The organism is Vibrio sp. 10N.222.55.B11 (assembly GCF_041473705.1).
Lineage (GTDB): Bacteria > Pseudomonadota > Gammaproteobacteria > Enterobacterales > Vibrionaceae > Vibrio > Vibrio crassostreae_C.
Genome location: NZ_JBFRST010000028.1, coordinates 18,879 through 44,091, shown reverse-complemented (window position 1 = coordinate 44,091; position 25,213 = coordinate 18,879). Strand labels below are relative to the sequence as shown.

At 45.0% G+C, this 25,213-nt stretch carries 27 protein-coding genes; 6 read left to right on the top strand and 21 right to left on the bottom strand.

Annotated elements, in window-relative coordinates; all coding sequences use genetic code 11:
- Positions 1–140: 140 nt before the first annotated feature.
- Positions 141–2,261, bottom strand: a complete 2,121-nt coding sequence (gene nrdD / locus AB4503_RS10790; RefSeq protein ID WP_102394372.1) for an anaerobic ribonucleoside-triphosphate reductase — start codon at positions 2,259–2,261, stop codon at positions 141–143.
- A 303-nt stretch (positions 2,262–2,564) separates the two neighbouring features.
- Here nrdD and AB4503_RS10785 point away from each other — a divergent pair, with 303 nt between their 5' ends.
- Positions 2,565–3,440, top strand: coding sequence for an endonuclease/exonuclease/phosphatase family protein (locus AB4503_RS10785; RefSeq protein WP_017070963.1), 876 nt, complete (start codon positions 2,565–2,567; stop codon positions 3,438–3,440).
- A 146-nt stretch (positions 3,441–3,586) separates the two neighbouring features.
- On the opposite strand, the gene AB4503_RS10780 is transcribed toward AB4503_RS10785, so the two are convergent.
- The 5 genes from AB4503_RS10780 to AB4503_RS10760 all read right to left on the bottom strand — a co-directional run bounded on the left by AB4503_RS10780 (position 3,587) and on the right by AB4503_RS10760 (position 7,596).
- A complete protein-coding gene (locus AB4503_RS10780) occupies positions 3,587–4,018 on the bottom strand; it encodes a YeeE/YedE family protein (protein WP_017070964.1) in 432 nt (143 codons plus the stop codon).
- A complete protein-coding gene (locus tag AB4503_RS10775) occupies positions 4,018–4,479 on the bottom strand; it encodes a YeeE/YedE family protein (protein WP_010429747.1) in 462 nt (153 codons plus the stop codon). The genes AB4503_RS10780 and AB4503_RS10775 overlap by 1 nt, the downstream gene beginning before the upstream one ends.
- A gap of 202 nt (positions 4,480–4,681) precedes the next feature.
- Positions 4,682–5,914 (bottom strand): glycosyltransferase, encoded by a 1,233-nt coding sequence (locus tag AB4503_RS10770; protein WP_102394371.1) that lies wholly within the window; start codon positions 5,912–5,914, stop codon positions 4,682–4,684.
- Between the two features lie 97 nt (positions 5,915–6,011).
- Positions 6,012–6,476 carry a GNAT family N-acetyltransferase gene (locus AB4503_RS10765; protein WP_372114720.1) on the bottom strand — a complete coding sequence of 155 codons (465 nt, stop codon included), beginning with the start codon at positions 6,474–6,476 and terminating at the stop codon, positions 6,012–6,014.
- A 22-nt stretch (positions 6,477–6,498) separates the two neighbouring features.
- Entirely contained in the window at positions 6,499–7,596 is a 1,098-nt protein-coding gene (locus tag AB4503_RS10760) for a ketoacyl-ACP synthase III (protein WP_102333615.1), read from the bottom strand.
- A 122-nt stretch (positions 7,597–7,718) separates the two neighbouring features.
- Between AB4503_RS10760 and trxC the strand changes: the two genes are divergently transcribed.
- A complete protein-coding gene (gene trxC, locus AB4503_RS10755; RefSeq protein WP_017060125.1) occupies positions 7,719–8,153 on the top strand; it encodes a thioredoxin TrxC in 435 nt (144 codons plus the stop codon).
- Between the two features lie 102 nt (positions 8,154–8,255).
- Here the strand turns inward: trxC and AB4503_RS10750 are convergent, their stop codons facing one another.
- Both AB4503_RS10750 and AB4503_RS10745 read right to left on the bottom strand, forming a co-directional pair.
- Positions 8,256–9,935 carry a GMC family oxidoreductase gene (locus AB4503_RS10750; protein WP_065584943.1) on the bottom strand — a complete coding sequence of 560 codons (1,680 nt, stop codon included), beginning with the start codon at positions 9,933–9,935 and terminating at the stop codon, positions 8,256–8,258.
- Positions 9,928–11,532, bottom strand: a complete 1,605-nt coding sequence (locus tag AB4503_RS10745) for a long-chain fatty acid--CoA ligase (protein WP_372114579.1) — start codon at positions 11,530–11,532, stop codon at positions 9,928–9,930. Before AB4503_RS10745 ends, AB4503_RS10750 begins: the two co-directional genes overlap by 8 nt.
- Before the next feature lie 369 nt (positions 11,533–11,901).
- Between AB4503_RS10745 and AB4503_RS10740 the strand changes: the two genes are divergently transcribed.
- Positions 11,902–12,927, top strand: coding sequence for an AraC family transcriptional regulator (locus AB4503_RS10740; protein WP_017069105.1), 1,026 nt, complete (start codon positions 11,902–11,904; stop codon positions 12,925–12,927).
- A 57-nt stretch (positions 12,928–12,984) separates the two neighbouring features.
- Here the strand turns inward: AB4503_RS10740 and AB4503_RS10735 are convergent, their stop codons facing one another.
- Positions 12,985–13,224 carry a hypothetical protein gene (locus tag AB4503_RS10735; protein ID WP_017060129.1) on the bottom strand — a complete coding sequence of 80 codons (240 nt, stop codon included), beginning with the start codon at positions 13,222–13,224 and terminating at the stop codon, positions 12,985–12,987.
- On the opposite strand from AB4503_RS10735, the gene AB4503_RS10730 reads away from it, so the two are divergent.
- Positions 13,196–14,347 carry an MFS transporter gene (locus AB4503_RS10730; protein WP_372114577.1) on the top strand — a complete coding sequence of 384 codons (1,152 nt, stop codon included), beginning with the start codon at positions 13,196–13,198 and terminating at the stop codon, positions 14,345–14,347. The genes AB4503_RS10735 and AB4503_RS10730 overlap by 29 nt on opposite strands.
- A gap of 134 nt (positions 14,348–14,481) precedes the next feature.
- Here the strand turns inward: AB4503_RS10730 and AB4503_RS10725 are convergent, their stop codons facing one another.
- Entirely contained in the window at positions 14,482–15,375 is an 894-nt protein-coding gene (locus tag AB4503_RS10725; RefSeq protein WP_017060977.1) for an AraC family transcriptional regulator, read from the bottom strand.
- Between the two features lie 50 nt (positions 15,376–15,425).
- Here AB4503_RS10725 and AB4503_RS10720 point away from each other — a divergent pair, with 50 nt between their 5' ends.
- Positions 15,426–16,823 (top strand): MATE family efflux transporter, encoded by a 1,398-nt coding sequence (locus AB4503_RS10720; RefSeq protein ID WP_372114575.1) that lies wholly within the window; start codon positions 15,426–15,428, stop codon positions 16,821–16,823.
- A gap of 103 nt (positions 16,824–16,926) precedes the next feature.
- On the opposite strand, the gene AB4503_RS10715 is transcribed toward AB4503_RS10720, so the two are convergent.
- The gene (locus tag AB4503_RS10715) at positions 16,927–17,322 is read right to left on the bottom strand and encodes a nitrous oxide-stimulated promoter family protein (protein ID WP_372114574.1); all 396 of its coding nucleotides are present in this window, start codon (positions 17,320–17,322) and stop codon (positions 16,927–16,929) included.
- A gap of 2 nt (positions 17,323–17,324) precedes the next feature.
- The gene (locus AB4503_RS10710; protein ID WP_372114572.1) at positions 17,325–17,840 is read right to left on the bottom strand and encodes a GNAT family N-acetyltransferase; all 516 of its coding nucleotides are present in this window, start codon (positions 17,838–17,840) and stop codon (positions 17,325–17,327) included.
- Positions 17,841–17,937: 97 nt separating this feature from the next.
- Between AB4503_RS10710 and AB4503_RS10705 the strand changes: the two genes are divergently transcribed.
- Positions 17,938–18,147 carry a DUF2986 domain-containing protein gene (locus AB4503_RS10705; protein ID WP_017060973.1) on the top strand — a complete coding sequence of 70 codons (210 nt, stop codon included), beginning with the start codon at positions 17,938–17,940 and terminating at the stop codon, positions 18,145–18,147.
- Between the two features lie 114 nt (positions 18,148–18,261).
- On the opposite strand, the gene AB4503_RS10700 is transcribed toward AB4503_RS10705, so the two are convergent.
- From AB4503_RS10700 to AB4503_RS10660, 9 genes are all read right to left on the bottom strand, one after another.
- Positions 18,262–19,185, bottom strand: a complete 924-nt coding sequence (locus AB4503_RS10700) for an ABC transporter substrate-binding protein (RefSeq protein ID WP_372114571.1) — start codon at positions 19,183–19,185, stop codon at positions 18,262–18,264.
- Positions 19,186–19,187: 2 nt separating this feature from the next.
- Entirely contained in the window at positions 19,188–20,063 is an 876-nt protein-coding gene (locus AB4503_RS10695) for a metal ABC transporter permease (RefSeq protein WP_136974576.1), read from the bottom strand.
- The gene (locus tag AB4503_RS10690) at positions 20,063–20,797 is read right to left on the bottom strand and encodes a metal ABC transporter ATP-binding protein (protein WP_372114568.1); all 735 of its coding nucleotides are present in this window, start codon (positions 20,795–20,797) and stop codon (positions 20,063–20,065) included. The genes AB4503_RS10695 and AB4503_RS10690 overlap by 1 nt, the downstream gene beginning before the upstream one ends.
- The gene (locus AB4503_RS10685) at positions 20,797–21,732 is read right to left on the bottom strand and encodes a metal ABC transporter solute-binding protein, Zn/Mn family (RefSeq protein WP_017062541.1); all 936 of its coding nucleotides are present in this window, start codon (positions 21,730–21,732) and stop codon (positions 20,797–20,799) included. The genes AB4503_RS10690 and AB4503_RS10685 overlap by 1 nt, the downstream gene beginning before the upstream one ends.
- Positions 21,733–21,748: 16 nt before the next feature.
- Positions 21,749–22,327, bottom strand: a complete 579-nt coding sequence (locus tag AB4503_RS10680) for a DUF6162 family protein (protein ID WP_372114567.1) — start codon at positions 22,325–22,327, stop codon at positions 21,749–21,751.
- A complete protein-coding gene (locus tag AB4503_RS10675; protein ID WP_017062543.1) occupies positions 22,324–22,659 on the bottom strand; it encodes a hypothetical protein in 336 nt (111 codons plus the stop codon). Before AB4503_RS10675 ends, AB4503_RS10680 begins: the two co-directional genes overlap by 4 nt.
- A gap of 116 nt (positions 22,660–22,775) precedes the next feature.
- Positions 22,776–23,612: a DUF4198 domain-containing protein gene (locus tag AB4503_RS10670; protein WP_017062544.1), complete on the bottom strand. Its 837-nt coding sequence runs from the start codon at positions 23,610–23,612 to the stop codon at positions 22,776–22,778.
- Between the two features lie 98 nt (positions 23,613–23,710).
- The gene (locus tag AB4503_RS10665) at positions 23,711–24,229 is read right to left on the bottom strand and encodes a DUF2271 domain-containing protein (protein WP_017062545.1); all 519 of its coding nucleotides are present in this window, start codon (positions 24,227–24,229) and stop codon (positions 23,711–23,713) included.
- 71 nt (positions 24,230–24,300) lie between these two features.
- Positions 24,301–24,930, bottom strand: coding sequence for a PepSY-associated TM helix domain-containing protein (locus AB4503_RS10660; RefSeq protein WP_136981835.1), 630 nt, complete (start codon positions 24,928–24,930; stop codon positions 24,301–24,303).
- Positions 24,931–25,213: the final 283 nt, after the last annotated feature.

Genomic DNA, 25,213 nt, shown 5'->3' with positions numbered 1-25,213 from the left:
ACTCGTGATGGCTTAATGGTTTAACTCGAAAAGTAGCGAGAGTTGAAACAAATGAATTGGTATCGACATAGCGCCGATACCAAACATATTTCTTGAAACGTAGCTCTTCTAAGTAAGCTAGCTAATAATCTTAGAGCTTACTAAAGATGCTTCACGCGGCGTTTAACTTCTTCTTGCTTACCGAAGTTAAATGGTCGTGCATCTGGGCTACCAAGGTAACCACAAACACGGCGCGTCACCGATACTTTGGTTGAGTCATGGTTGCCACATTTAGGACACGTAAAGCCCTTACTTGTACAGTCGAACTCACCGTTGTAACCACATTCGTAACACTCATCAATCGGTGTGTTAGTGCCGTAGTAAGGAACACGTGTGTAGCTGTAATCCCATACGTTTTCTAGTGCTTCGATGTTCTTCTGCATGTTCGGGAATTCGCCGTAACAGATAAAACCACCGCTAGAAATTTCAGGATAAGGCATCTCGAAATCGATCTTGTCGTATGGGTTCACTGTCTTCTGCACATCTAAGTGGAAGCTGTTGGTGTAGTAACCACGGTCTGTCACACCATCAATCACACCAAATTCTTTGGTGTCGATGCTGCAGAAACGGCTACATAGGTTTTCACTTGGTGTGCCGTATAGGCTGAATGCGTAACCTGTCTCTTTGGTCCAAGATTCCACTTCACGCTTCATGTACTCCACCAGCTCAAGCGCTTTAGCACGCATTTCGCCATCGTCGTACAAGTGAACGTCAGTACCGTAAAGTGCTGTCATCGCTTCGTGGATACCAATGTAACCAAGAGAAACAGACGCGCGGCCGTTCTTGAAGATATCGGCAATAGAGTCGTCTGCTTTCAAGCGAACGCCACATGCACCTTCCATGTATAGGATTGGAGCAACACGTGCTTTCACGTTTTCTAGACGAGAAATACGAGTTTCTAATGCACGACGAGCCAGCTTGAGTTTATCATCAAGCAGTTCGTAGAACTTAGCCATATCTTGTTTTGCGTTAATCGCAATACGTGGCAAGTTCAAGCTAACAACACCTAAGTTGTTACGGCCTTCGTGAATCAACTCACCATTTTCTTCATAAGTATTCAAGAAGCTACGGCAACCCATAGGAGTTTTAAATGACCCTGTCACTTCTACTACTTTGTCGTAGTTAAGAATGTCTGGGTACATACGCTTAGACGCACACTCTAGCGCTAATTGCTTGATGTCGTAGTTTGGATCTTGCTTCTGGTGGTTCAAACCATCTTTGATCGCAAATACCAGTTTAGGGAACACGGCTGTTTTACGGTTCTTACCCAAACCTGCAATGCGGTTTTTCAAGATTGATTGCTGAATCAATTTCGAGCCCCAGCTTTCACCTAAACCAAAACCAAACGTCACGAATGGTGTTTGTCCATTAGCGGTGTGCAGCGTGTTTACTTCGTACTCCAGAGATTGGAACGCGTCGTAACACTCTTTCTCTGTGCGAGAGATAGCAAAAGCTTCTGGGCTATGAATGTCCCACTCTTTCGCTAGCGATAAGTGCTTCTCGTAGCTCGCCATAACGTAAGGTTCAAGAACCTCATCGATGCGGTTAATCGTTGTGCCGCCGTAGATGTGACTCGCCACTTGCGCGATGATCTGCGCGGTTACCGCTGTCGCCGTAGAAATAGACTTAGGTGTGTCGATTTCCGCGTTACCCATCTTGAAGCCATGCGTTAACATGCCTTTTAGATCGATAAGCATGCAGTTAAACATTGGGAAGAACGGTGCGTAGTCTAGATCGTGGTAGTGAATATCACCACATTCGTGAGCATGTACGATATCACGTGGCAAAATGTGAGTTTTCGCATAGTGTTTAGCCACGATACCCGCCAGCAGGTCACGCTGAGTTGGGATTACTTTGCCATCTTTGTTCGCGTTTTCATTGATTAGATCAACGTTGCTTTCTTCGATCAAACCTTCGATCTCACGAGTTAAAGCGCTTTGCTTCTCACGGGCGATGTCGCGGTCATGACGATATTCAATGTAGGCACGAGCCAGAGACTTGTATGGTCCCTGCATTAGCTCGTTCTCGACCATGGTTTGAATTTCAGAGATATGAACTTCATCGTAGTCTTCGAGCTTCAACTCAACTGCTAATGCCACATTCAGTGCATAAATAGCAATTTCCTTATCGGCTTTGTCTGATGCTGCTTCCACTGCAGCTTGGATGCGATCTCTACTGAATGGAGCTCTTGAGCCATCACGCTTGATTACGATTGATTTCACCACTTCTCCTTACTCTTGAGGTATTCACAGACTTATCCACAAACACACTATATAGAGCGATTTATCGTTTAACTAACACTAGATATTGTGGCGTATTTAACGAGAACCACCAACTTTGAGTATTGATTTGGATCAATAAAAAGAGAACGCTGACTAAGATCAATTCAATATTATTACGCTAGTTCTCAAGTCGAAAAGAAACAATGTAACAATAAAAAAACTCCTAAAAAGAGTTGAATTTTTGGTAAGTGTTGTAGGATAACGGCTCATCAATATTGGCAGACAAAATTAGGGATATTTGGCATGAAACGACTTCAAAACTGGATAATGTTAGGCTGCTTACTCAGTAGCCAGACATTTGCTGAACCTTTGACCATATCCAGTTGGAATATCGAATGGTTATCAACCAACGAGGCTGTGAATAAGTTTTCTGACAAACGTGATCAAGCTGATTTCGACAAACTCGCAACTTATTTTCAATCCTTAGACGCAGACGTGGTTGCATTTCAAGAAGTCGATAACGTAAATGCCATTCAGCGTGTGGCTGGTGATCAATACAAGATATTGATGTCTGACCGGGCGCTATCTAAGAACAGCAACCGCCAATTTAAAGAAGTGAACCAATACACGGGATTTGCAGTTCGTAAAGGAGTAGCCCTCACCGACTACGCTGACTTTCCGCTTGAAACCACATCCAACAGTAAACTTAGGTTTGCCAGCTATATCGTTGTAGAAACAAACTTTAAACCCATTCACATGTTGTCTGTGCATTTAAAGGCAGGTTGTAGCGGAGCGTATAAGTCCAACCGCGATTGCTCTCGTTTAAAAGTGCAAGCTCAGCAACTGAACAAGTGGATAAAGCAAAGAGAGCGCAATAACGAAGACTACGCCATTCTTGGCGACTTTAACCATAACCTCGCTTACTCACGAGATTGGATGTGGAAAGAGTTATCACAATATACTGATGCGCAGTTAGCGACACGAAAGACCCGTGCAGATTGTAAGGTACGCTCTAACCGCAACAATTATCGCACACATCAGTTCCGCTCTGTTATTGATCATATTGTGGTGAGTGAGTCGCTAAATGCTTCTCCTGCAAAGCAGAAGGTATTTGAAACACAAGATGTTCTGGACTACAAACTCAGTGACCACTGCCCAGTTTCAACGACTATTAAATAGTAGATTTTAGATAACTGAAAATAATAGAAACAGTAAATATAGAAAGAGGCTGACTGACTTTCGTGCTGAAAGCGAGTCAACCTCTATGCTTGGTCAGCTCAGAACGGATAACGTCAAAGCCAATGTAATCAGCTATAAGCTTGCTACTAACACGTTTTGTTCATACGATCCGCCAGCCACATTCCCACCAGCATGCTTATCATAAACACCCACACCGTCGGGTTGCCGCCACTTAGGCTGGTTACCGCAGGGCCTGGGCAAAAGCCTGCAATCCCCCAGCCTAAGCCAAACGCTGTAGATCCAAGAATCAGCTTTCTGTCTATCAACGGATTGTTACGGCTATCTAACGGCTCGCCATTGATGGCTTTAGCGCGCTTTTTAATGACCAGATGATAAAACGGTGCAAAGACCAATAGCGCGCCACCCATGACGAATGCCAAACTAATGTCCCAGTTACCGGTAATGTCTAAGAAGCCGAGTACCTTCTCAGGATCAACCATCCCTGAGATGATCATGCCAGAGCCAAAAAGAATACCTGCGACCAAACCGATAACGATAGTAAATGAAGCGCTTTTCATTATGCCCCCAAGCCAGTCAGATTCTTGATAAACACGGTTACGATTGCCACACCCATAAATACACAGGTCGCAACAATAGAACGTTTAGATAAACGCGCCATTCCGACAATGCCATGCCCGCTAGTACAACCGTTCGCTGTTTTAGTACCAAAGCCCACCAGAAGGCCAGCAATAATCACTAAAGCGAGATTCATCTCTTCTAACTGCGGAAGTTGGTAGCCCGTCGGAATTAATAGCCAACCACTTGCGACCATTCCCACAACAAAGGCGATACGCCAGTGTTTTTCGGTGTTTGCTGTATCCGCATCTTTACGTTCTTTGTTGCTGGTGCCAGTTGGCAATAATCGGCTGACAATGCCACTAATGCCAGCAACTCGACCAATCCCCAACATTAAAACAATGGCCGACACGCCTAACAACATGCCGCCGAAAAAAGCATCCCAAGGAATCAAACTAAGCACAAACCTCTCCTATCCACAAACATCATAAACTCATAACAACCTATAAATTAGAGTTTACTAATAAATATAAATTAGTCAATGCTAATGTACTGCGAGTATGTGTCGTTTTGTAAGTCTGGAATTAACAAGCGCCCTGCATGAAAAAAGCCCCTAGGTGTTAACCTAAGGGCTTAAGATTTATTCTGTCTTTGGTAAAGAACAGCTATTTGACCTTGTTCTTCTCAGCAATCCATTGCGACATGTACTTAGTGCTCGCCATACTATGGTGCTTAAGCATTGAACCAAAGAAATTATTCAGTCGATGCGCATCAAGCTCAGAACCTAGCGCAGTCAGTCGCTCGATCAATTTGTCGCCCAGTTGATTCTGTTCATAGTGCGCTTCAAGAATTGAATGACATTGGCTTTGAGCTTTAAGCCATTTCTTTTCATCTTTATAAAGAGCGACAGCTTGTTCAACAAACTCATCAATATCATCTGACACTGCGCCCGGCCATTGCAGTTCACCTTGCGGTAGCATGCCTTCACTGCCGATCTCGCTGGTTACATTCGGAGTTTGCAGCTTCATCGCATCAAGTAACTTGCCTTTAATGCCAGCGCCAAAACGTAATGGCGCAACACAAACACGTGCATCTTCCATCACTTCTTGAGCATCTTTAGCCCAACCTTTGATATGGAAACCGGTTTTTGGATTATGCAAAGCGGTTGCTTTCGGCGGCGGATAAGATCCGTAAATATGAAGTTCACTATCAGGCAACTGCTTACGAATCTTCGGCCAAATCTTCTGTAACTGAAGCACTGCATCCCAGTTAGGCGCATGTCTAAAATTACCTATCGTCATGAAATGCTTACGTTCTTCAAAGCTTTTCGTACTTTCAGGCAACGTGTTGAGATCAACCATGAACGGCAGGTGATGTAATAGTTTTGGATCGATATTGAACTCAGATTGGAGCAATTCCATCTCGTAACTTGAGATGATCAACGAAAGATCACAGCGCAGGATTGCAGCGATTTCACGTTTCGCCAAGTCACTGTACAGGTGCTCTTTCGTTAACTCTGTCTCTTTCTTAACAGCTTCATGTCGAGCATTGCGTAGGAATTGTAAATCTTCAGTATCCAGTAGCTTAAAGGCATTGGGACATACCTTCTCGACGCGCCAGCCGAATTGCTCTTCCATCATAAAACGGTCAAACATCACAACATCGGGCTGCAGCTCTTCAATGTAATCGTCAAAGCTATCGCAATTTAACTGTATAGATTGGCTTGTGATGCCCTCTTCAGAGAGATCAATCATGTGCTCGGTTTCTTGAGCGGGTGTTGCAAATTCAACTGACCAACCTTGTCTCTTAAATAGACGTAAAAGAGACATCATATGGCTGCCAGCCGCCGATGAATTCGGTTCTGGCCAAACGTAGCCAATTGCTAAAACTTTCTTCAAAATACTTCCTAAGAAATAACAAAAGGGCCACAGAAGCCCCTAATAAAACGTTAATCGAGTTATGCCGCTGATAATAATGGTTCTAAGAACTCAGCGATCAGATTCGTTCACCTACATTGCGAGCTATCATAAGCACTTCATCGGCTGAGTAAAAGTTTGAAATCGTGGTTTCGACTTGAGCGCCCAATGTCGACTGATAGAGCTTTTGTGCAAAGTTATCTGCTCTGGTGGTCACTAATACATGTTTTAGTGTCGAGCCCTGCTCTGATAGCTTCTGCTTCACTTGAGGCAAAGAGTCTAGAATCAGCTTTTTGCCCAATCCTTGCCCCTGAGCACTCGGTAACACAGCAAGTTGTTCTAGCTCCAAAACAGCTTTAGGCCTAAACCCACTCTTTTGAACCCAAATAATGTAGCCGACAATCTCGCCATCGCTTTCAGCAACAAAGTTAAGAAAGCGTGGCGCAGCATTTAAGTTACATTGTAACCAATTTTTTGAGTTTTGCTGTCGAACAAAAGTAGCTTGGTGAACTAAAGCCGCTCCATCGAGGTCGGCTTCTGTCATAAAACGAACTTGCGCCATGCTGCTACTCATTCTCAGAATTAGGACGCGTTTTACAGTGTAAAATGGCTCTCTCTAGAAGTTCTAATGCCGAGCTATCTGCTTCTGGAAGCTTAGCGTCCGATTGACCTAACGGCTCAACACGGCTACCCCACTTAATATGGCCTGCCCCCCAAGTTAAACCGGCACCGAATGCCGCCACAAGAATGTTTGAGTTAGGTTTAACAAAGCCTTGCTCTAACGATTCACACAATGCAATCGGCACAGTCGCAGCCGATGTGTTGCCGTAGTTTTGAATGTTCACAAACGCTTTCTCACGTTCAATGCCCGCCATATCACACAGAGTTTGAATAATTCGGATGTTCGCTTGGTGCGGAATCACAACATCGATGTTTTCAGTTGAGATGCCAGTGCGACTCAATACTGTATGTGCTGCAGCGCCCATTCCTTTCACTGCACGCTTGAAGATCTCTTTACCAACGAAATCAAAATCCCAGTAACCGTTATCAGCAGCAAAGCGGTCCATAGACGTACCGAATTTTGGTACTGCTAGAATGTCACGGCCCTCTGCGTCACAACCGATTTGAGCTTCTTGTAAACCCACTTGTTCTTCAGTACGCGATAAAACCACAGCGCCAGCGCCATCACCGAATAGAACCGCAGTATCACGCTTGGTCCAGTCGATGAAGAATGAAAGACGCTCTGCACCCACAACGATCGCATTGCGGTAGTTGCCCGCTTGAATCAATCGAGTTGCTGTTTCAACACCGTAGATAAAGCCTGTACACGCTGCATTAAGGTCAAAAGCTGCTGCGCTCTTGATGCCTAAGTTCTGTTGAACTTTAGACGCGGTATTTGGAATAAGAGAGTCTGGACTGCACGTCGCTACGATCACAAGATCGATATCTTCAGCTGTTAAACCAGCACACGCCATTGCATGTTGAGCAGCAACGGTCGCTAGCTCAGAGGTATTTACATGACTGATACGACGATTTTCGATACCAGTTCGAGTACGAATCCACTCGTCAGACGTATCAATGAAAGTGCTTAAATCATCATTGGATAGCACGGCTGGTGGCAGACACTTTCCCCAGCCCGTAATTTCAGCGTAAAATTTTGTCATCATTTACCTGTTTATTGTTTGTTTTTATTTGAGTATCTTATTCTTGTTTTAAACAGTATAAGCGTTCCGTACATGATTCGTAAATCGCGTTAGGCACGGAGACGCAATAAAAAGAGAAAGTTATGTCTACATTCAACACACGTTGCCCTTCTTGCGGTGGCGTAAACCGAGTTCCTTCAGAAAGAATTTCAGAAAGCCCTACTTGTGGTAAGTGCAAAAACGCACTTCTAGACGGTGCACCAATCGAAGGTACGTCACTGAATTTCCAATCAATTTTGAACAGTTCACAGCCTGTCGTTGTCGATTTTTGGGCGACATGGTGCAACCCATGTGTAGGTTTCGCACCTGTATTTAGCGATGTCGCTAAAGAGCGCGCTGGCGATGTTCGATTTGTTAAAATTGATACCGAAGCTCAACAGCAACTGGCGGCTATGTATCAAATCAGAAGCATCCCAACGGTGATGGTGTTCAAGAACGGTCAACGTGTTGATACGATTAACGGTGCACTGCCAAAAGGTCAATTTGATCAGTGGCTTAATCAAGCACTAACTAAGTAATACTATTGGTTAAGCTATTGATTTAGCATTACTTAATTCTAAGTAAGCACACAAAAATAGGTTAGAGAGTCTTACCAAATCAAGACTATCTAACCTACTGTTTTATTTATGGTTATCACTTAACTTCTTGAATAAAACTACAGCTTCGCCTTTCGCTTGAATATTAGATTCTTGCTTGCCAAACCCGTATTGCTGTTTGATTTGATCTGCGACTTTCTCAGCAATCATAATGGTTGGTGCATTGGTGTTTGCCCCAATCAGTGTCGGCATCACAGAAGCATCAATGACTCTCAAATTATCCAATCCATAAACTTTGAGATCTTTATCTACCACAGCTAAAGAATCGCTACTAGGTCCCATTTTACAGGTCCCGATCGGGTGATACTGAGTGTCTGCACGATTGCGAATATCTTGCTCGATAGCCTTGTCATCACTGGCGTCCACAGGGTAGAAAGCATTGCCTCGGATATCATCAAACGCGGAACTCTCTAACATTTGATACTGCTTCTTCCAGCCCTTAATCATGATCTCCATGTCTTCAGGATGACTGAAAAACGCAGGATCGATCTTAGGCGGATCATAGGGATCATTACTATTGAGCGTTACGGTGCCGTAGCTCTTCGGTCGCAATAAGGTGACATGAGAGGTAAAGCCATGACTGGTATGAATTTTTCTAGCATGGTCATCTACAACAGCGACCACAAATACAAACTCTAAATCCGGTACAGCGATATGATCTTCGGAACAGAGAAAGCCTATTCCCTCTGCAAAATTACTGCTCATTTTACCGCGGCGTTCTTTGCGCCATAGTGGTAAGGCTTTGGTCATTTCAGAGGCCATTTGCAGCGAGATACCAAAAGTTTCACGCTTTTCACTGCATTTATACGAATGTACTAAGTCGATATGATCTTGAAGGTTCTTGCCCACTCCAGGCAACTCATGAACCTGTTCGATTCCATGTGTCTCTAGTTCAGTTTGAGCACCGACACCAGACAGTAACAGCAATTGGGGAGAACCAAACGCGCCAGCGGAAAGAATCACTTCTTTGTTGCATCGTATCTGATAACGCTTTCCGCTAGAACCATATTCAACACCAATCGCCTTCTTGCCTTCAAACAAAACCTTATGTGTGGTGGCTTTAGTCACGACCGTGAGATTCGATCGTGAAAGGTTTGGCGTTAAGTAAGCCTTGGCAGCACTGCATCGTTCACCATTCAGCTGTGTTACCTGCGTCGGCATCGCCCCAAACTGAGCAGCGCCGTTAATATCCTCATTGCGAGGTACACCTATCGATTCACACGCCGTTAAATAACGTTCCAACATAGGGCTTGGCGATCTAAGATTGGCCACATTAAGAGGACCACCTTGGCCATGGAACTCATCTTGGTGGACTTCGTTGTTTTCTGCTTTCTTAAAGTAAGGCAAACAGGATTCATAGTTCCAGCCAGCATTGCCCAAGCTTTCCCATCTATCGTAGTCATAGCGATGTCCACGAGCGTACATCATGGCATTGATAGAGCTAGAACCGCCAAGTGTCTTACCTCTAGGCTGATAGCCTTTACGACCGTTCAAACCCGGCTGTTCAACCGTTTCGAATGCCCAATTATTGAGTTTGGTTGGCATCATCGCCACCACGCCAACGGGTGTGTGAATGAATGGGCTGGTGTCTTTACCACCCGCTTCTAACAAGCAAACCGTCACATCAGGATCTTCCGACAGCCGAGAAGCCATCACACACCCAGCTGAACCACCGCCAACAATAATAAAATCATAACTATCCATTTGCCATCTCCGCTATTTCTAGTGGGTGTAACTCACGCTTCAAGATTTTTCCGGTTGCTGTCATGGGTAAGGCTTTACGAATGAATACCTTACGCGGGTATTTGTAGTCGGCGAGTTGCTCACGACACCATGCTATCAAGGCGGCACTATCACATTGCGTATGTTCGTGAAGAACCACATGCGCGTGGATCTCCTCGCCTAAATGTTCATGATGCTCGCCTACCACCGCGACCATTTCGACATCGGGGTGACACATCAACACTTCTTCGACTTCACGTGGATAAACGTTGTACCCACCACGAATAATCATGTCTTTAACACGGTCAACAATGAACAAATTGCCATGCTCATCGACGCGACCGATATCTCCCGTTAAGAACCAACCATCACGAATAGATTCAGCTGTCGCCTCTGGCCTTTGATAATAGCCTTTCATCACACTTGGGCTTTTAATGCAGACTTCGCCGAGTTCACCCATAGCGACAGAGTTGCCTTGTATATCAGTAATCTTGATGAGGTGGCCACATAAAGGCTGACCGACACTACCCGATAAACGATCGCCATCAATATGATTAAAGGTCGCAACCGGCGCCGTTTCCGAGAGCCCATAACCTTCTAAGACTGGTAATTCAAAACGAGATTCAAACTGTCGTATAACCTCAAGCGGCATAGAAGCACCGCCAGAAACACCTAACCTCAAGCTGTGTTTAACCTGTTCAGAGCGTTTGCTTGTGTTTTCTAAACTATCAGAAGACTCTTCTCCCGCCTTTAATAGCGCGATATACATAGTAGGAACACCCGCAAACACGCTGACTTTATGGCTAATGATCTGTTCAATAACCAATGACGGTTCAAAACGAGGAATCAACACCATGGTCGACCCTGTTAGCACACTCGCGTTCATCATCACCGTCTGACCGAAGCTATGGAATAAAGGCAGTGTAGCCATTGTGGTGTCGCTGTACTCCAATCTCATTAGATACTGTGACGACATCGCATTGGTTTGCATGTTGGTGTGGGAAAGCTCAGCCCCTTTTGGTTGACCCGTCGTGCCAGAGGTATAAAGGATCACAGCGGTATCATCGCCATGACAAGCCACAGACTCAAAAGGAGTAAAAGGTTGTGCCAACCAATCAGCGATTGATTCATGCTCCTCATTACTTTCTAAAGTAGTGTCTGTGTTTGTTGGGATAGGCATCTCGACAAAGTGTTCACAGTGGTTTGCCTGCTCAAAACCTTGTAAACCATAGCGACCAATTGGAAGCTCTTCACTGTCGTCAAAACATAAATAGGCCTTCGCGTTAGAGTCATTAAGGTGATAAGCGATCTCTCTGGCCTTGAATAGCACGTTCAAAGGCACGACTACACAACCCGCTTTTAGAATCCCGTAATAGGCTATCGGAAAGTAAGTCACGTTCGGGCATGACAACGCTACCTTATCTCCGTTCTGCAACCCAAGTCTTTTCAAGTTAGCAGCCACGTTTCCAGAAAGTTGTTCTAACTGAGAAAAACTGATTTCATCCGATCCCATACGCAGAGCGGCTTTAGTTGGAAAAAGCGAAGCGCTACGCTCCAAATTAACAGCAAGATTGTGCATCCATGATCTCCTTGTGCGGCTTAGACCTGTTTGTGACGGTCACCGTAGACGTTCTAATCGTTGTAATAAGTCTCTTTCTTGTCATCACGAGCCTGCACATTGGTGTGTCATGTAGATAAGAGTCGTTATTGAGCAAAATGTTTGAGACGCTCCAATGTGCAGCCCAATAAATTACAACATTTCGATAACATTTCGAACAGGTTTCAAAAAGACAAAAACCGGTGATATTCGGACACAGCCTGCGCTAGCCCAATAAAACCTTGCACACATAAACCAAAATTTGGAACAAGCTTGCGAAAGTGAGAACAAGCAACAGGCGTAAATGTTAAAAGTTCGGTTAAGATATCGATATTCAACAAGAGGCAGCTTATGGAATACACCGCAGTTTACGAACCCGACATGCAAGCATTCGGCATTCTGGATCTTCAGTTGCTGCATCGTTACCTGTCGCCTGTTCTCAGTATCGAAGAGTTGCTCGAAGGCAGTAACATCGATGCTCTCCAACTCAACACACCCGATACACACATCACTTTGGCGCAAAAGCTTGCTGTGTTCAGTAATGCGTTAGCGAATTCCAACGAAGACGGATTGGGGCTTAAAGTTGGCCAACAAGCGAGGTTCAGCGATTTCGGCGTGCTCGGTTATGCGGTGTTTAGCAGCGAAACACTACTCGATGCCTTTTTAATCGGGTTTAAGTATCTGCAACTTGCTGGCCCTGTCCTCAGGAAAACCATGTCTGTAGAAGACAACATTGGTTACTTTCGCGCAGAGCAACTTATCGAACTCGATTCTTTACTGCCCTTTTGTTGTGAATACTGGTTCGCGGCGATACACAGTTTGTGCGAAGAGGTCTTGCAGCAACCCTTTCCTTCTCAAGTGATCCGCTTCCCCTATCCAAAACCTGAATACGGCGATCTATACACAGAGATTTTCCGCTGCCCGGTTGAATTCAATAGTGACCGGCTTGAATGGGAGTTCGACGCAACCACCTTGTATTCATCTCTTCCTACCGCCAACCCCATCACTTTACAGATGTGCTTAAAATCGTGTGATGACATGCTGGCAAAAGTCAGTGCACCCAGTAGCCTCAAAGAGAAAGTCTCTCAGATGCTGATTGAAAGGCCAGGATGTTACCCTTCTATAGAATCCATTTCTTCAGAACTGGGCATGTCTTCTCGAACTCTGCGTCGTCACCTGAAAGCAGCGGATACGAGCTATCAGAAGATACTGGACCATGTTCGCTTTCACCTTTCCCGGCACTACCTTTCTTCAACTCGAATGAGTATTGAAGAGATATCTGAACGAGTTGGCTTTTCTGATAGCGCTAACTTTCGTCATGCCTTTCGTAAGTGGAGTGGTAACTCGCCACGTCAATACCGTAAAGAAACGGTCTAACACTTAAAATCCCACTCAATCCAAATCGTAAAAAGACAATCACGCTGCAATCTTTTTCTAAATTAAACCACCAATGAACAACGGCTTAACGACTTTTTGCCCGCATAAAATCTCGCCAAACCACCAAATATCGCAACCGTATTTTAGTTTAGTTGGTCGATAAATTTCTTTTATCTTAACGACCATTTTTATTTGTTTTACCCAATTCAGTTTCTCCCCCATAGTCGCGGAAAATTCATCGTTTCTTTTACTATCAGAGGCTCCTGCATTGGACAACATCCAACCAACAACTCGCATAACTGTTCCTGTTATTGCATTGTCTTTTTACGCGATCGCTTCAGGCTACTTAATGAGTTCATTACCATTAATGCTGTCTGAGTATGGCTTAGACAAAGATCTATCGAGTTGGTTGGCGAGTGCATTCTATGCAGGTCTACTGGCTGGTACATTATTGATTGAACGTGCCATTGCGCGTGTTGGCCACAAAGATGCGTTCGTCATCGCATTGAGTGTGTTCATCACAACGATCCTTGTATTGCCATTGATCCCACACCAAGCAGTATGGCTACTAGCTCGCTTTGTGGCTGGTGTGGCGGTTGCAGGTATCTTCGTGATTGTAGAGTCTTGGCTAATGAGCGGCGACGAGTCACAACGCGCAAAACGTCTCGCTATCTACATGTGTTCACTGTACGGCGGTTCTGCAGTTGGTCAGCTTGGTATCGGTTACCTAGGTATTACTGGTGGCGTACCTTTCATCGCAATGTTCACCCTTCTGTTTGGTGCGATCATTGTGCTGATGTACGGACAAGCAACTCCACCACAGATCCACGATGCGCAATCTTTGTCTTTAAAGCAGATCAGCAAATTAAGCCACAGCGCGCTAATTGGCTGCATTGTTTCCGGATTAACGCTAGGTGCGATTTACGGCTTGATGCCAGTTGAACTTGCTCAACGTAACATTGCACACGAAGACATTGGTGGTTTGATGGCTTTGGTTATCATGGGTGGTATGGCTGTACAGCCGATGGTGACTTGGTTATCTCACCACGTAGGACAAGTGTTATTAATGGCTTTGTTCTGCCTGCTAGGGGTTGCAAGCATTGGTGTGCTGACTATCAATCACGATTTCTACGTACTAGGCATGAGCTTGTTCGTATTAGGCATGGCCACATTTGCGCTATACCCAATCGCGATTAACTTAGGTTGCCGTAACCTTGACCCAAGCTACTTGGTGTCAGTGACTCAAATCATGCTACTTTGCTACAGCATCGGTTCTGTTGCGGGACCAATCGTTGCAGACAGCTTTATGGATTCACAAGCAGGATTGTTCACTTACCTGTTCGCGTCTCTACTTGCTACAACGATCTACATGTTGATTGCTAGCCTAAAGCGCTCTCACCTACAGATTGCAGGCGAGTAAGCTTAAATAGACAGACACTAGATGCGTGTCATTAGGGCTCCGAGTTCAGACTTTATGTCTAAGCGAAGGGCTCTTTTCAACTCATGCCTATATGTAACCTTCTTCTCCCACACTTCTCATTTCATCGTGCAAGGCTAACCAAGAAGTCGATGGCTCTTTCGATATTGACTGGGTGATAAACCGAAATGCTTTTTGAAGCGATGCGAAAAGTTATAAGGATCTTTGTAGCCCAAGCGATTAGCAATCATAGAAACTGACCAATCTTGATATTTCAGTAGACTGGTGGCTTTGTCCATGCGTAATTGAATCAATTTACTGCGTGGTGAGAGGTTGAATAGCGTCTTGGTGACTCTATTGAGTTGCTCTTCACTGATAAACACTCTTTCAGCCATCCCTGCCACTGTCCATGGCTGATGCAGACTACTTTCAATTTCGTTATAGAGCGCTTGAACACGTGCAGTGGTGCTGGTCGACTTAGGCTCAAACCCCGTCAATGTTCGGATAATTTCACTCAAGAGTAACTTACGGTAACTGGCTCTACCGCCTATCTCAAAGTAAACCAAGTTCATTAATGACCAGATCTGCTCACACTCTCCAAAAGGCACAATCCCCTGTCCTAAACTTGCTATGTGCTGCCATTGCTTGGTGTCAGGCGTCAGCATCCACGCCATTTTCCAATAATTATATTGAGGATCGAGTTCAAAACGAAATGGGGTTTCAGCAGGAAGCACCACGAGTGTATAAGGTGTAATCGCTTGGACCGATGTTGCGGTTGTTAGAATGCCGCCACCTTCCATAGTGAAAATCAACGTATGAACATTAACGGATTCGCGCTCAACCCAGTAGCCATCATATAGCTTCGCCATGCCGCCCATATAGACACCAAAGCTTTTCATCTCTGGAATATCTTCAACGGTCAAAAAACGTTCTTTGCACTGTTCAGCGAGAAAAACATCATCATGCCAAGTTGATTTTGGTCTCATTGAATCAATGACGGATTCGCACAGGTTTTGTTGTTTTTTAAACATGTTGTTACTTCGCTCAAATCACTATAGTTCTGCCATAAATCGGAGAGCTTATGACAACTAACATCAACCCTAACTCATCTATGAATAACAAGCCAGAGAGCATCTTACCTCGTATCGTTAAACTGGGTTTACCTGTTGCTTTACAAAGTGCGCTTGTCGCTATTCTTGCCCTTGCTGACGTATTAATGGTCAGTGATTATGGTATGGAAGCAGCTGCGGCTGTGGGAATTGCATCAAAATGGCACTTCGTTGCTATTATGATTATGGCAGGGTTGGCCTCAGCAAACGGAACATTAGTCGCTCAATACTGGGGAAAGAACGACCGAAAAAGCGCGCGAACGGTATCATCTATCGCAATGGTGTTTGGCTTAAAAGTTCTGCTGCCTGTTACTGCAATCATCACTCTTGGTTCTCAGTTTTTAATGATGTTGCAGACCAGCGATCAAACCGTGATTGAACTTGGCGCGACTTACCTGTGGTATGGATTCCCTGTCCTTCTGCTGACTCACATTGTGGTCGTGGTAGAAGCAAGCATGCGCTCATCAGGTGACACCGTAACCCCGCTACTATTAGGCGCGGTGACCATTGCACTCAACATTGCGCTTAACTTCGTTCTAATCAAAGGTGCCTTTGGTATTCCCGCTATGGGCGTAGCAGGTGCAGCACTAGCGACGACACTCGCTCGCGCAATTCAAGTCGGCTTGATGTATAGCTACATGCGCATGCGTAAACATTGGTTGTTAACCACGCCTAGCTCACCACATCGTCCATCATTGTGGCTATCTTACCGTCGTATTGCTTTGCCACTAACGATGAATGCCGTGTTATGGGCAATGGGTACTATGGCATACCAAATGATCTTCGGTCACATGGGCACAACGGAACTTGCTGTGTTCTCTATGCTCGCGCCTTTTGAGTCGCTGTGTTACTCGATATTCTTTGGTATTTCTGTAGCGTGTTCCGTGTTGCTTGGTCACTCACTCGGTCGTGATGAGTTTGATGACGCTATGAGTATGGGTCTGACGTTCATCAAAGCCGTGGTTGGTTTTGGTGCGGTTGTAGGCTTGCTATTGTTTATGGGTAAAGAGCACGTTCTGTCATGGCTAAACCTGACCAAAGACGCTTTATACCCGCTTGCTTCACCTGCGATGATGATCATGTGCTTTGCGGTCGTGATTCGCATGCTCAACATGGTGATCATTAACGGTATTATTCGTGCTGGTGGTGATAATGCGTTCTGCCTTCGCATGGATTTCATCGCGATGTGGATGGTCGGCATTCCAGTATGTGTTTACGGCGCGTTTGTCACTGGATGGGATTTCAAATACATCTATGGTTTGATGTTGGTGGAAGAAGTGGTGAAACTGGCAATTTGTTCTCATCGTTACCTAAGCCGACGCTGGATCAACAACCTCACAGTGACCTATGACGAGCCTCAAGCGGCATAGGCTACTTGGCTAGATTCAAGCTGAGATGGAAGTGTATCTACATCAAAAAGGTCTGCGCAATCAGACCTTTTTCGTTTCTTCAGCAACCACTTTTAAACGCCAGTTACTTCTTATTCATTCGGATATGGCGGTTCGACACATTCGACAGTGGCTTCTCAGACACTTTTCGCTTTTCATGTATCAAATGTCTGATCGCTAAAATCGGATGCTTGAGTAACATTCTTGGCCCAGCATAGCGCATGACTAAACGCATCTGCTCTTTCGGATCGGGCTTATAGCAATGGATCGGACACTTATTGCAGGTCGGTTTGGCTTCACCATAAGGGCATCTATCCAATCGTGTTTCGGCATAACGCAACAGTTGCTCACACTCCTCACATAACGCGTTATCCTGACGCACTGCACCGTGGTGATCTTTACAGTAGATGTGCACCATCGCAATAACGGTTTTGTACTCCGTTGCGAGTTCGCCTTGTAGAATGTTGTTATGTTGAAACATGATTAATTGCCCAGAGATAAACCGTACAGGTTGAGATTGACGCTTTCACTTAATACGTCTTCGACTCGCTCAAACACAAAACCCAACTTAGTCAGTAATGCGATACTTCGAATGTTATCAGAGGTGGTGATGGCAACTAAATGATCGATATCAGCATTCTGCTTAGCTTGTTCAATTATCGCCTCCGCGGCTTCTTGGGCAAAGCCTTGACCATAAAACTCAGGAGCAAACCCGTAGCCAATATCATGCGACGCTAAGGTGTCTCTTTTTATTAATCCGCAGATACCAATTGGCGTTGAAGTTTCTTTGATTTCAACCATCAACAAACAGACACCCTTCTCTTCATGCATCTTAAGAATGTTGTTTTCAATGTACTCGACAGCCTTTTCAGTGTCGTTGATTTCCTTATCACCAATGTAACGCAGGAAATCTTCTGAGCTGTATAGTCGTTGAATAAACGCCGCATCTTGAGGTGTGATCATTCTTAATCTTAAACGTTCGGTCTCGACTGACTGCATAGTGATATTTTCCTTGCTGAATACCATGTAAATATTGAGTTCTAGAGCTAAAATGATTATCCTCCACCGCCTAAACTAAATACAAGGCTATGCAGCAATGAACCGTAAGAAAAAAATCAATCAAATTCTAAAAAAGAAGCAGAAACAGGCGAATTCTAAACTGCATAGTAGCAACAAGCCTCGCTACATCTCTAAAGCTGACCGTGCAAAAATGGAAGCTGAAGAACAAGCGAAAGCAGCTCAAGAGCAAGCTGAAGGTTCAGTAGAAGCAACGGTTGAAGCTGAAGAGACAAAAGCTGCAGAGTAAGTTTATACTCGCAGTCCTCTTGTCTGACACTCTTTTCAGAGCCAACAGACAAGAACAAAAAAGCAGCCTCAAATTGGGCTGCTTTTTTGATCCTACCATTTTTAATCGCGCTGGTTAGCCTTTGAATGGCTGCACTTCCCAACGGGCAAACGGTGCTTTTGCGTTGATTCCCGCTCTGCCCCAACGATCAACAGAATCCACTACCAAGATACGCTCATTCGGTACCAATGATTTAATCAAGTTGCTTGGCTTTTTCGCTGTAACTAACCATAGAGCATCATCTTCCGAAAACATCTCTTTAAGCTTGGCTTTGTCCTGCTCTGTCCATTCCAGTTCAGCTTTGAACATGCGTTCTTCAACAAACAGTTGGCTGCCAGAGGCGAAATCTTCCAAGCTTTCTGAAAGCAACAATACTGAATCTACGTCATTGTCGAGCAATACTGCTTGCTGCTTGTTGATCAGTTCACGAACATCCAACATCACACGTTGTAAGTTGCTATCAATCGTTTCAGCTTGCGCAGGCCACAACAACTTAAAGTCGTCAGCCACAATCGCCGCCATACGTGTTAAGTTGGTCGGGTTTAACCATGCGTATTTAGACACATCACCATTCGACAATGTAAGCGCAGCAACGCCTTGTGCACGCGGTGTAATCGCTTGAGCGGCATCAACCTCAACTAAACGGATATTGCTTTGTCTTGCGTATACAAACGTAGGGTCGGCTTGCCAGATCGATGACAACGTTACCGCAACGGTCGCCTTTTCGCCGGATTGAAGGACTTTGCTTGCGCCTTTAGCACCAAACCAGTTTGGCAGACGATCAATGCCGTAGCGCTTTGGTGGCAGATATTCGGTCGTAATGTCCGTGCCTTTGGTTAGCTCTGTCGCCAATGCATAAGTCACAGGTGTACTGGTTAGGATGTCTTCTGCATTCACGTTCAGTGACATCACAGAACCAGCCATTAATACACTACCAAGTACACTCACTTGAGCCGTTGCTTTTACTGAGCTAGCGATACGATTCATTAAACAAGTCATGATTACGCCTTTCTTACAATTCGGTATAGCGTTGCTGCTAGGAAAAACGTTGCAGAAACGATGATGATTGAAGCGCCCGATGGCACTGGCAGTTTGAGTTCCATAGGCAACACGGTTCCAACCAAACATGCGATGGTTGCGAGTAATGCCGACAAGAGAACAAAGCTCCCCATACGTTTAGTTAACAAGCGAGCTGTCGCACCTGGGATCAGCAATAATGCACCAACCAGAACAGCACCTACGATCTTCACCGCTGCAATCGTCACTAAGGTGATCATCATGACAAACAAGTAGTCGTAGAAACTGGTGTTATAACCACGAACCTTGGCAATATCAGGGCTGATACAGGTTAGAAGAATACGGTTGAACGTCGGTATCAAGAGCAAAATAATGATCGCGCAGCTGCCTGCGAGAATCGCTAAGTCTTGGTCTGTTACCGTCAAAATCGAACCAAATAGTACGTTCTCAAGCATGTGGATGTTGATCTTACGCGCCACGTACATCAGCAATGCCGCACCCACTGCCAGTGCTAAAGCAAGGAAAACGCCAACTAAAGTATCGTATGGCACATTGGTTCTGTTTCTTACAAAGTGAAGAAGCAGCGCGAAGATCATACAGAAGCTAAACAGACCAATAATTGGGTTTTCTGGTGGCTCGCCAAGCAAAACACCAATAGCGATACCGGTTAACGCTGCGTGGCCGACGGCTTCTGAGAAGAAAGCCAGACGCTTGGCAATCACCAAAGTACCCAGACCACCTAACAGAGGACCAAGTAGTAACGCTGCAACCAAAGCATTGACCATGAAGGCATACATGAAGCTGTCAGATAACCAACCCGCTTCAACACCACTTACGGCAAGTTGTCGTAGCCAATCCATTACGCAACCTCCTTCGGTTTGTTCATCGCAGCACCACTGCTGTAGTGCTGGAACAGGCTCTCGATTTTACTTGGGTGTAAGACTTGTTCGTGTGGACCACTATCAACCAAGAATCGATTCACAACATGTACATTGGCTTCAAGGCGACGTACTGCGGTTACATCGTGGTGAACCGCAAGGATCGTGCGACCCTCGTCAACACATTCACGAATCAGCGATTCAAGATAACGAACGCCCTGCTCATCCATACCCGTGGTTGGTTCATCCAACACCAGTAGACTTGGGTTATCTAATAGCGCTTGGGCAAACAGCACGCGTTGCTGCTCACCACCCGATAACTGTCCCATGCGGCGGTCGCTACGAGTAGCCATACCAACGCGATCTAATTGTGCGAGTGCAAGATCCAATTGCTTAGATTTACGACGCCAAAACAATGGGATTCGTGTTTGGTTAAGCAGTACGAAGTCCATTACAGTCAAAGGCAAGCTAGACTCGAAGGTCGCTTTTTGAGGTACGTAACCAATACTCTGCTTTTCTGGCCAGTGGATATTGATTTGGCCAGAGAAAGGCGTAAGGCCAAGCACAGAGCGCAGTAATGAAGTTTTACCGCCACCGTTTGACCCCATGATCACATGACACTCGCCCGCTTTAAGTTCGAGCGAGATATCATCAAGAATGACGTTGTTATCGTATTGCAGACCGAGTTTATTAATTGAGATTGATGGACCTAACATTATGCGTTCCCGCTTTTAGCTTGGTTCGCCGCCGCAAATTTCATGGCTTCGATTAACGTCTCTAGGTTCTTCTTCATCTCAACTTCGACTTTATCGTCTTCATATTCACCGTGCGTCATGTGAGAGAAACGGTAAAGCTGAACACCCGTTTCCGCTTCAATCGTGTCAACAAAACGGTTTGGCATGTTTAGCTCGTAGAACAACACGTCAATGCCCGATGCGCGGATCTTTTCGATCGTTTCTTGCAACTGGCTCGCACTTGGTTCAACACCGTGTGCAGGCTCAATCACCGCCGCAACATCCACACCAAATTCTTGAAGGATGTAGCCATACGCATTGTGCGTGGTCGCCACCTTCATACCTGAAGTATCTAACTCACCTAATGACAACATCGCATCGCGCTTCATAAAGCGAAATTGCTTTGCGTATTTACGTGCATTCTTACGATAAAAAGCCGCGTTGTCAGGGTCGAGCTTAGAGACCTCACTCGCGATGGTGTAAACCTTTTGAATTGTTGTCGAAAGCCCAACAAAGGTATGTGGGTTAACGGCACCTTGACCAACAGACTGACCAAGAGCAGGAAGTAGAGGCACTTCTTTGTTTGCTTCGATCACGACTAAGTCATCACGTTGCGCTGCTGAAATCACTTTAAGCGCAAAGTCATCGTGACCAATACCGTTTACTACGATTGCATCCATTTGGCTCAATCGTTTTAAATCATTGGGTTGTGGTAAGTAGTTATGTGGGTTGAAACCTGCGTCAACCAAAGGAAGAATGTTCACTTTGTCACCTACCACGGCTTTCACGTAGCTGTAGTAAGGTTGAAGTGTGATACCAATCGTCAGCTTGTTGCTGTCGATCTTATATTCTTTTGCCAATGCATTGGGTGCCATGAACACCGCTAATAACGACATGAACAGAGTCATAATTCGCATAGTAATTCTCTTATTATTAGTGAGCATCGCTTTCATGATGCTGTTCAATTTCTGATTCGTTCACGACCATTTTCCAACCCGTAGACTCTAGCGTGTGTTGGTCAAAAGTAGCGGGCTGTTTCGCTACACCGCCCAAGAAGATCCAGATTTCAGGAGAAACGCTGTTCGCATTTAAAATAAAGGAATCCGCAAAACCATGATCGGTAGGCGTAGCTTGTTCACTTGGAGTAGAAAAGTAATAACCACGCTCGTCCAGTACCCAAGCATGAGAACCTTTGCGCTTCCAACTCTGATCTTCTACAAACGGGGCAACCCATTCATCTTTAAGTGATGCAACACTCGGCCATTCACCATCTGAGTCCATGCGCAGGTCACAGATTTCTTCATGCGCTAAACGCAGCTCTGATAGCATCGCCAAGTTTTCTTGTTCAACATCAGTCACTAGAATTTGATGATCAAGCACTGCTTTAACGTGGGATTCAGCCTGATGAAATGGGATTACGACAGTTGCAAAGCAAAGGATGAACACAATGATCAGTCCTACCCATTTGCCCTCTCTGCCGCCCGTATCAGCACGTACGCTTTGAATCATCATTTTTCACTGATCTCTACAACATCAACTTCAACTGGAAACTCATGACCTGAATCGAACACAAGGTAGAACTCAGTGTCAGGATGTGGGAATTCAACGATAGAACGTTTATCTGTCATCTCTTTTGCAATCAAGTTGTCTTCGTAATCGTACATCTCAACTGCGTAATCAATCGCTTTGCTGCCATCCGAATAACCCGCTTCACAAGCAACAGTCTTACCTTCAAACCAGCAGCTCATCAGTGGAAAGTGTGCTTGCGCAGGTAATGCAGCGAAACCAAGTCCCAATGCTAAGCAAGGAGTCATTAAAGCGTTAAGTTTTGTTTTTATTGTCATGGTTCGTACCCTAGCCACAGTGCAAATTCTCAGAAGTAAACTGAGCGATAAAGGGCTCAAATGAGCCCTTAAGTTTTTTTGATTCTTAATCAGGGATCTAGCCCCGATATCACAGACTATTGAAGCAGCGCTTCGAACGTTAGGTGAACGTTCGCGCTTGCTTTGTCTGCCAGTGGGTTGTCAATCAACTCACCTTTGTAGTTCGCTTTCATTACGTAACGACCTGCTACGTCTGGAGTAAACGTGATTTCACCGTTCTCATCACTCACCACATCAATCTGCTCTTGGTGGTTGCGGTAAAGCGTACCTTCACGAGTAATCTCCGCTTTCACGTCTTTCTGGATTTCACCGTTGTAGAAGAACTGGAATGTCACAGGTTCGCCTTCAACGATATCTGAAGGGTGTGTCACAGGCTTCATTTCTAGAAGCTTGCCTTCAATTTTGAACACTGAATCCGTTGGCTTACCTACCGTGATGTAGCTTTCTGCACGAGTGAAGCTGATCTGCGTTACCACGTCACGTGATTTTTCAGGTAGAACTGAGTCACGCTCAGCTTTGTTTGCTTTAATCCACTTCACCGTGTCACGGCGACCCGCTTTGTATTGCGTGTAGTAAGACGGCTGGTTGTTGATCGCCACTTTGTGTGTACCTTCTTCTTCAAAATAGAAGTCGAAGATTGAACGACGCTTGCCACGAATAACGAAGTTAGGACGCTCGCTGCGGCCATCTGGCATGATGACATGAGCATTTTCGCTGCCAGCAGGCTTATCAAAAACAAACGTACCGTGAGACGCAGTAACATCGAACGTTAGCCAATCACCACCTTCTTTAGATACAGTAAAGTGAGATGGCAAAATCCAACGTGGGTGAGCTTGTGCCGTTGTCGTTGCTGCTAGGCCGAATGCCATCACACCCGCTAGAGCAAGTGCTTTGATTTTTGTCTGTTTCATCATGTTCAATTCCATTATTCATAATTGTTAGCCGTGTCGCTCTATCTGAGCCTACGATGACCACTGTCTATTCTGTTCAGCTTGGTTTTAGTTCGTACTTACTATTTAGCGATGTAGTTCAGGGTGATTTCACCCGTCTCTTCCGTTGCTTTTAATTCGTAAGATATGTTTGAATCTGCGAGTGATACTTTTTGGCGAAGGTAATTACGGCCACCGTGTTCACGAACCACTTCGATATGAACCGTGTACTCGCCTTGTTCTAACGTTTCACCGCTGTCGCTCTTACCATCCCACACGAAACGGTACTGGCCAGCAGGACGTGTTGCAGACGTCACAGCATCAACCAGTTCACGATCGTAACGGCCAACCTTTCTCCACCAGCTGCGCAGATCCTTAAGCCATTCGTCTTTACCGACCCAAAGCTCGATGGTTTTCACTGACTTTCGTTCGCTATTCTCTACCCACACCGCCACATAAGGACGTGCATACATAGAGGTATCAATCTTTGGAAGCTCAAAGCTGACATCCAGTTTTGCCGTATCAGGAATCGCTTGTGCCATACCTAGGCTTGGCAAAAGAGATAAAGCAAGAAGCGCCTTGCTCCAGTTCATTTTTTTCATTTTTAACAACCTTTTAAATCCGTTTAACCTTAAGTTCGCTCTTCAATCCGATTCATCAATCGAATCAAGCGTTAAGGCACGGCGACAAAATAGATAACAAGTGAGATTGCAGACCCAAACACCGTCCATTTGATGGAAGTATTAAGCGTCTTTTTCTTAGGTAACAGTAAGCACACGCCAGTAAGCACAAAGAAGATCATCAATAGCGCAGTGATATCGATAAACCATTTCCATACTTCACCGCTGTTACGACCTTTATGCAGATCGTTCAACAATGCGATAACGCCGTAATTAGTGGTTTCGACTTCTACAAACTCAGACGTAACGTCAACAAAAACGGAAGCGTTGTAGCCGGGTCCTTTGAAGTCCATAGACACTTCACCGATGAGCAACTCACCGTCTTCGATCTCTGCGTAGATGTCCAAACCTGAAGGAACGCCGGAGAGGTTAGCTTCTTCAAACAGAAACGTTTCAAAGGCTGTCTCGTCAGCTTTTAAACGGCCGTCTTGGATCGTAAATAAACTAGTAGGAAGCGTTAGCGTAGAGCGTTGGATATTGGGTTGGCTTGATTCAAATAACTCAGGTCGGTTCAGGGTTATACCTGTCACTGAGAAGAAAAGAACCACGAACAGAAGAGCCATAGAAATATAAACATGAAGTCGACGAGACCATGACTGAACCGCCCTACTTTTTAACGACATACAAACCAATACCTATAAATTTTATGGCGACAATTTAGTTGATAATCATTCGTATTGGCATTCAATTTACATTGTTTACGTTTGCCGAGCGGCGTAAGAAAATTTACATAACATTACATGGGAAGTAATCGAACTGTATGCATATTCTTGCTAACGTGTACTAAAGGGAATGGATAGCTTGTATTTGAGGTCATCGATAGTAAGGTCAAACCTCAAAAAATCTCAATATAAACATGCTTGATTGAGGTTGGTTTAAGGTAGCAGTTGTGGCTTTAAGGAATGA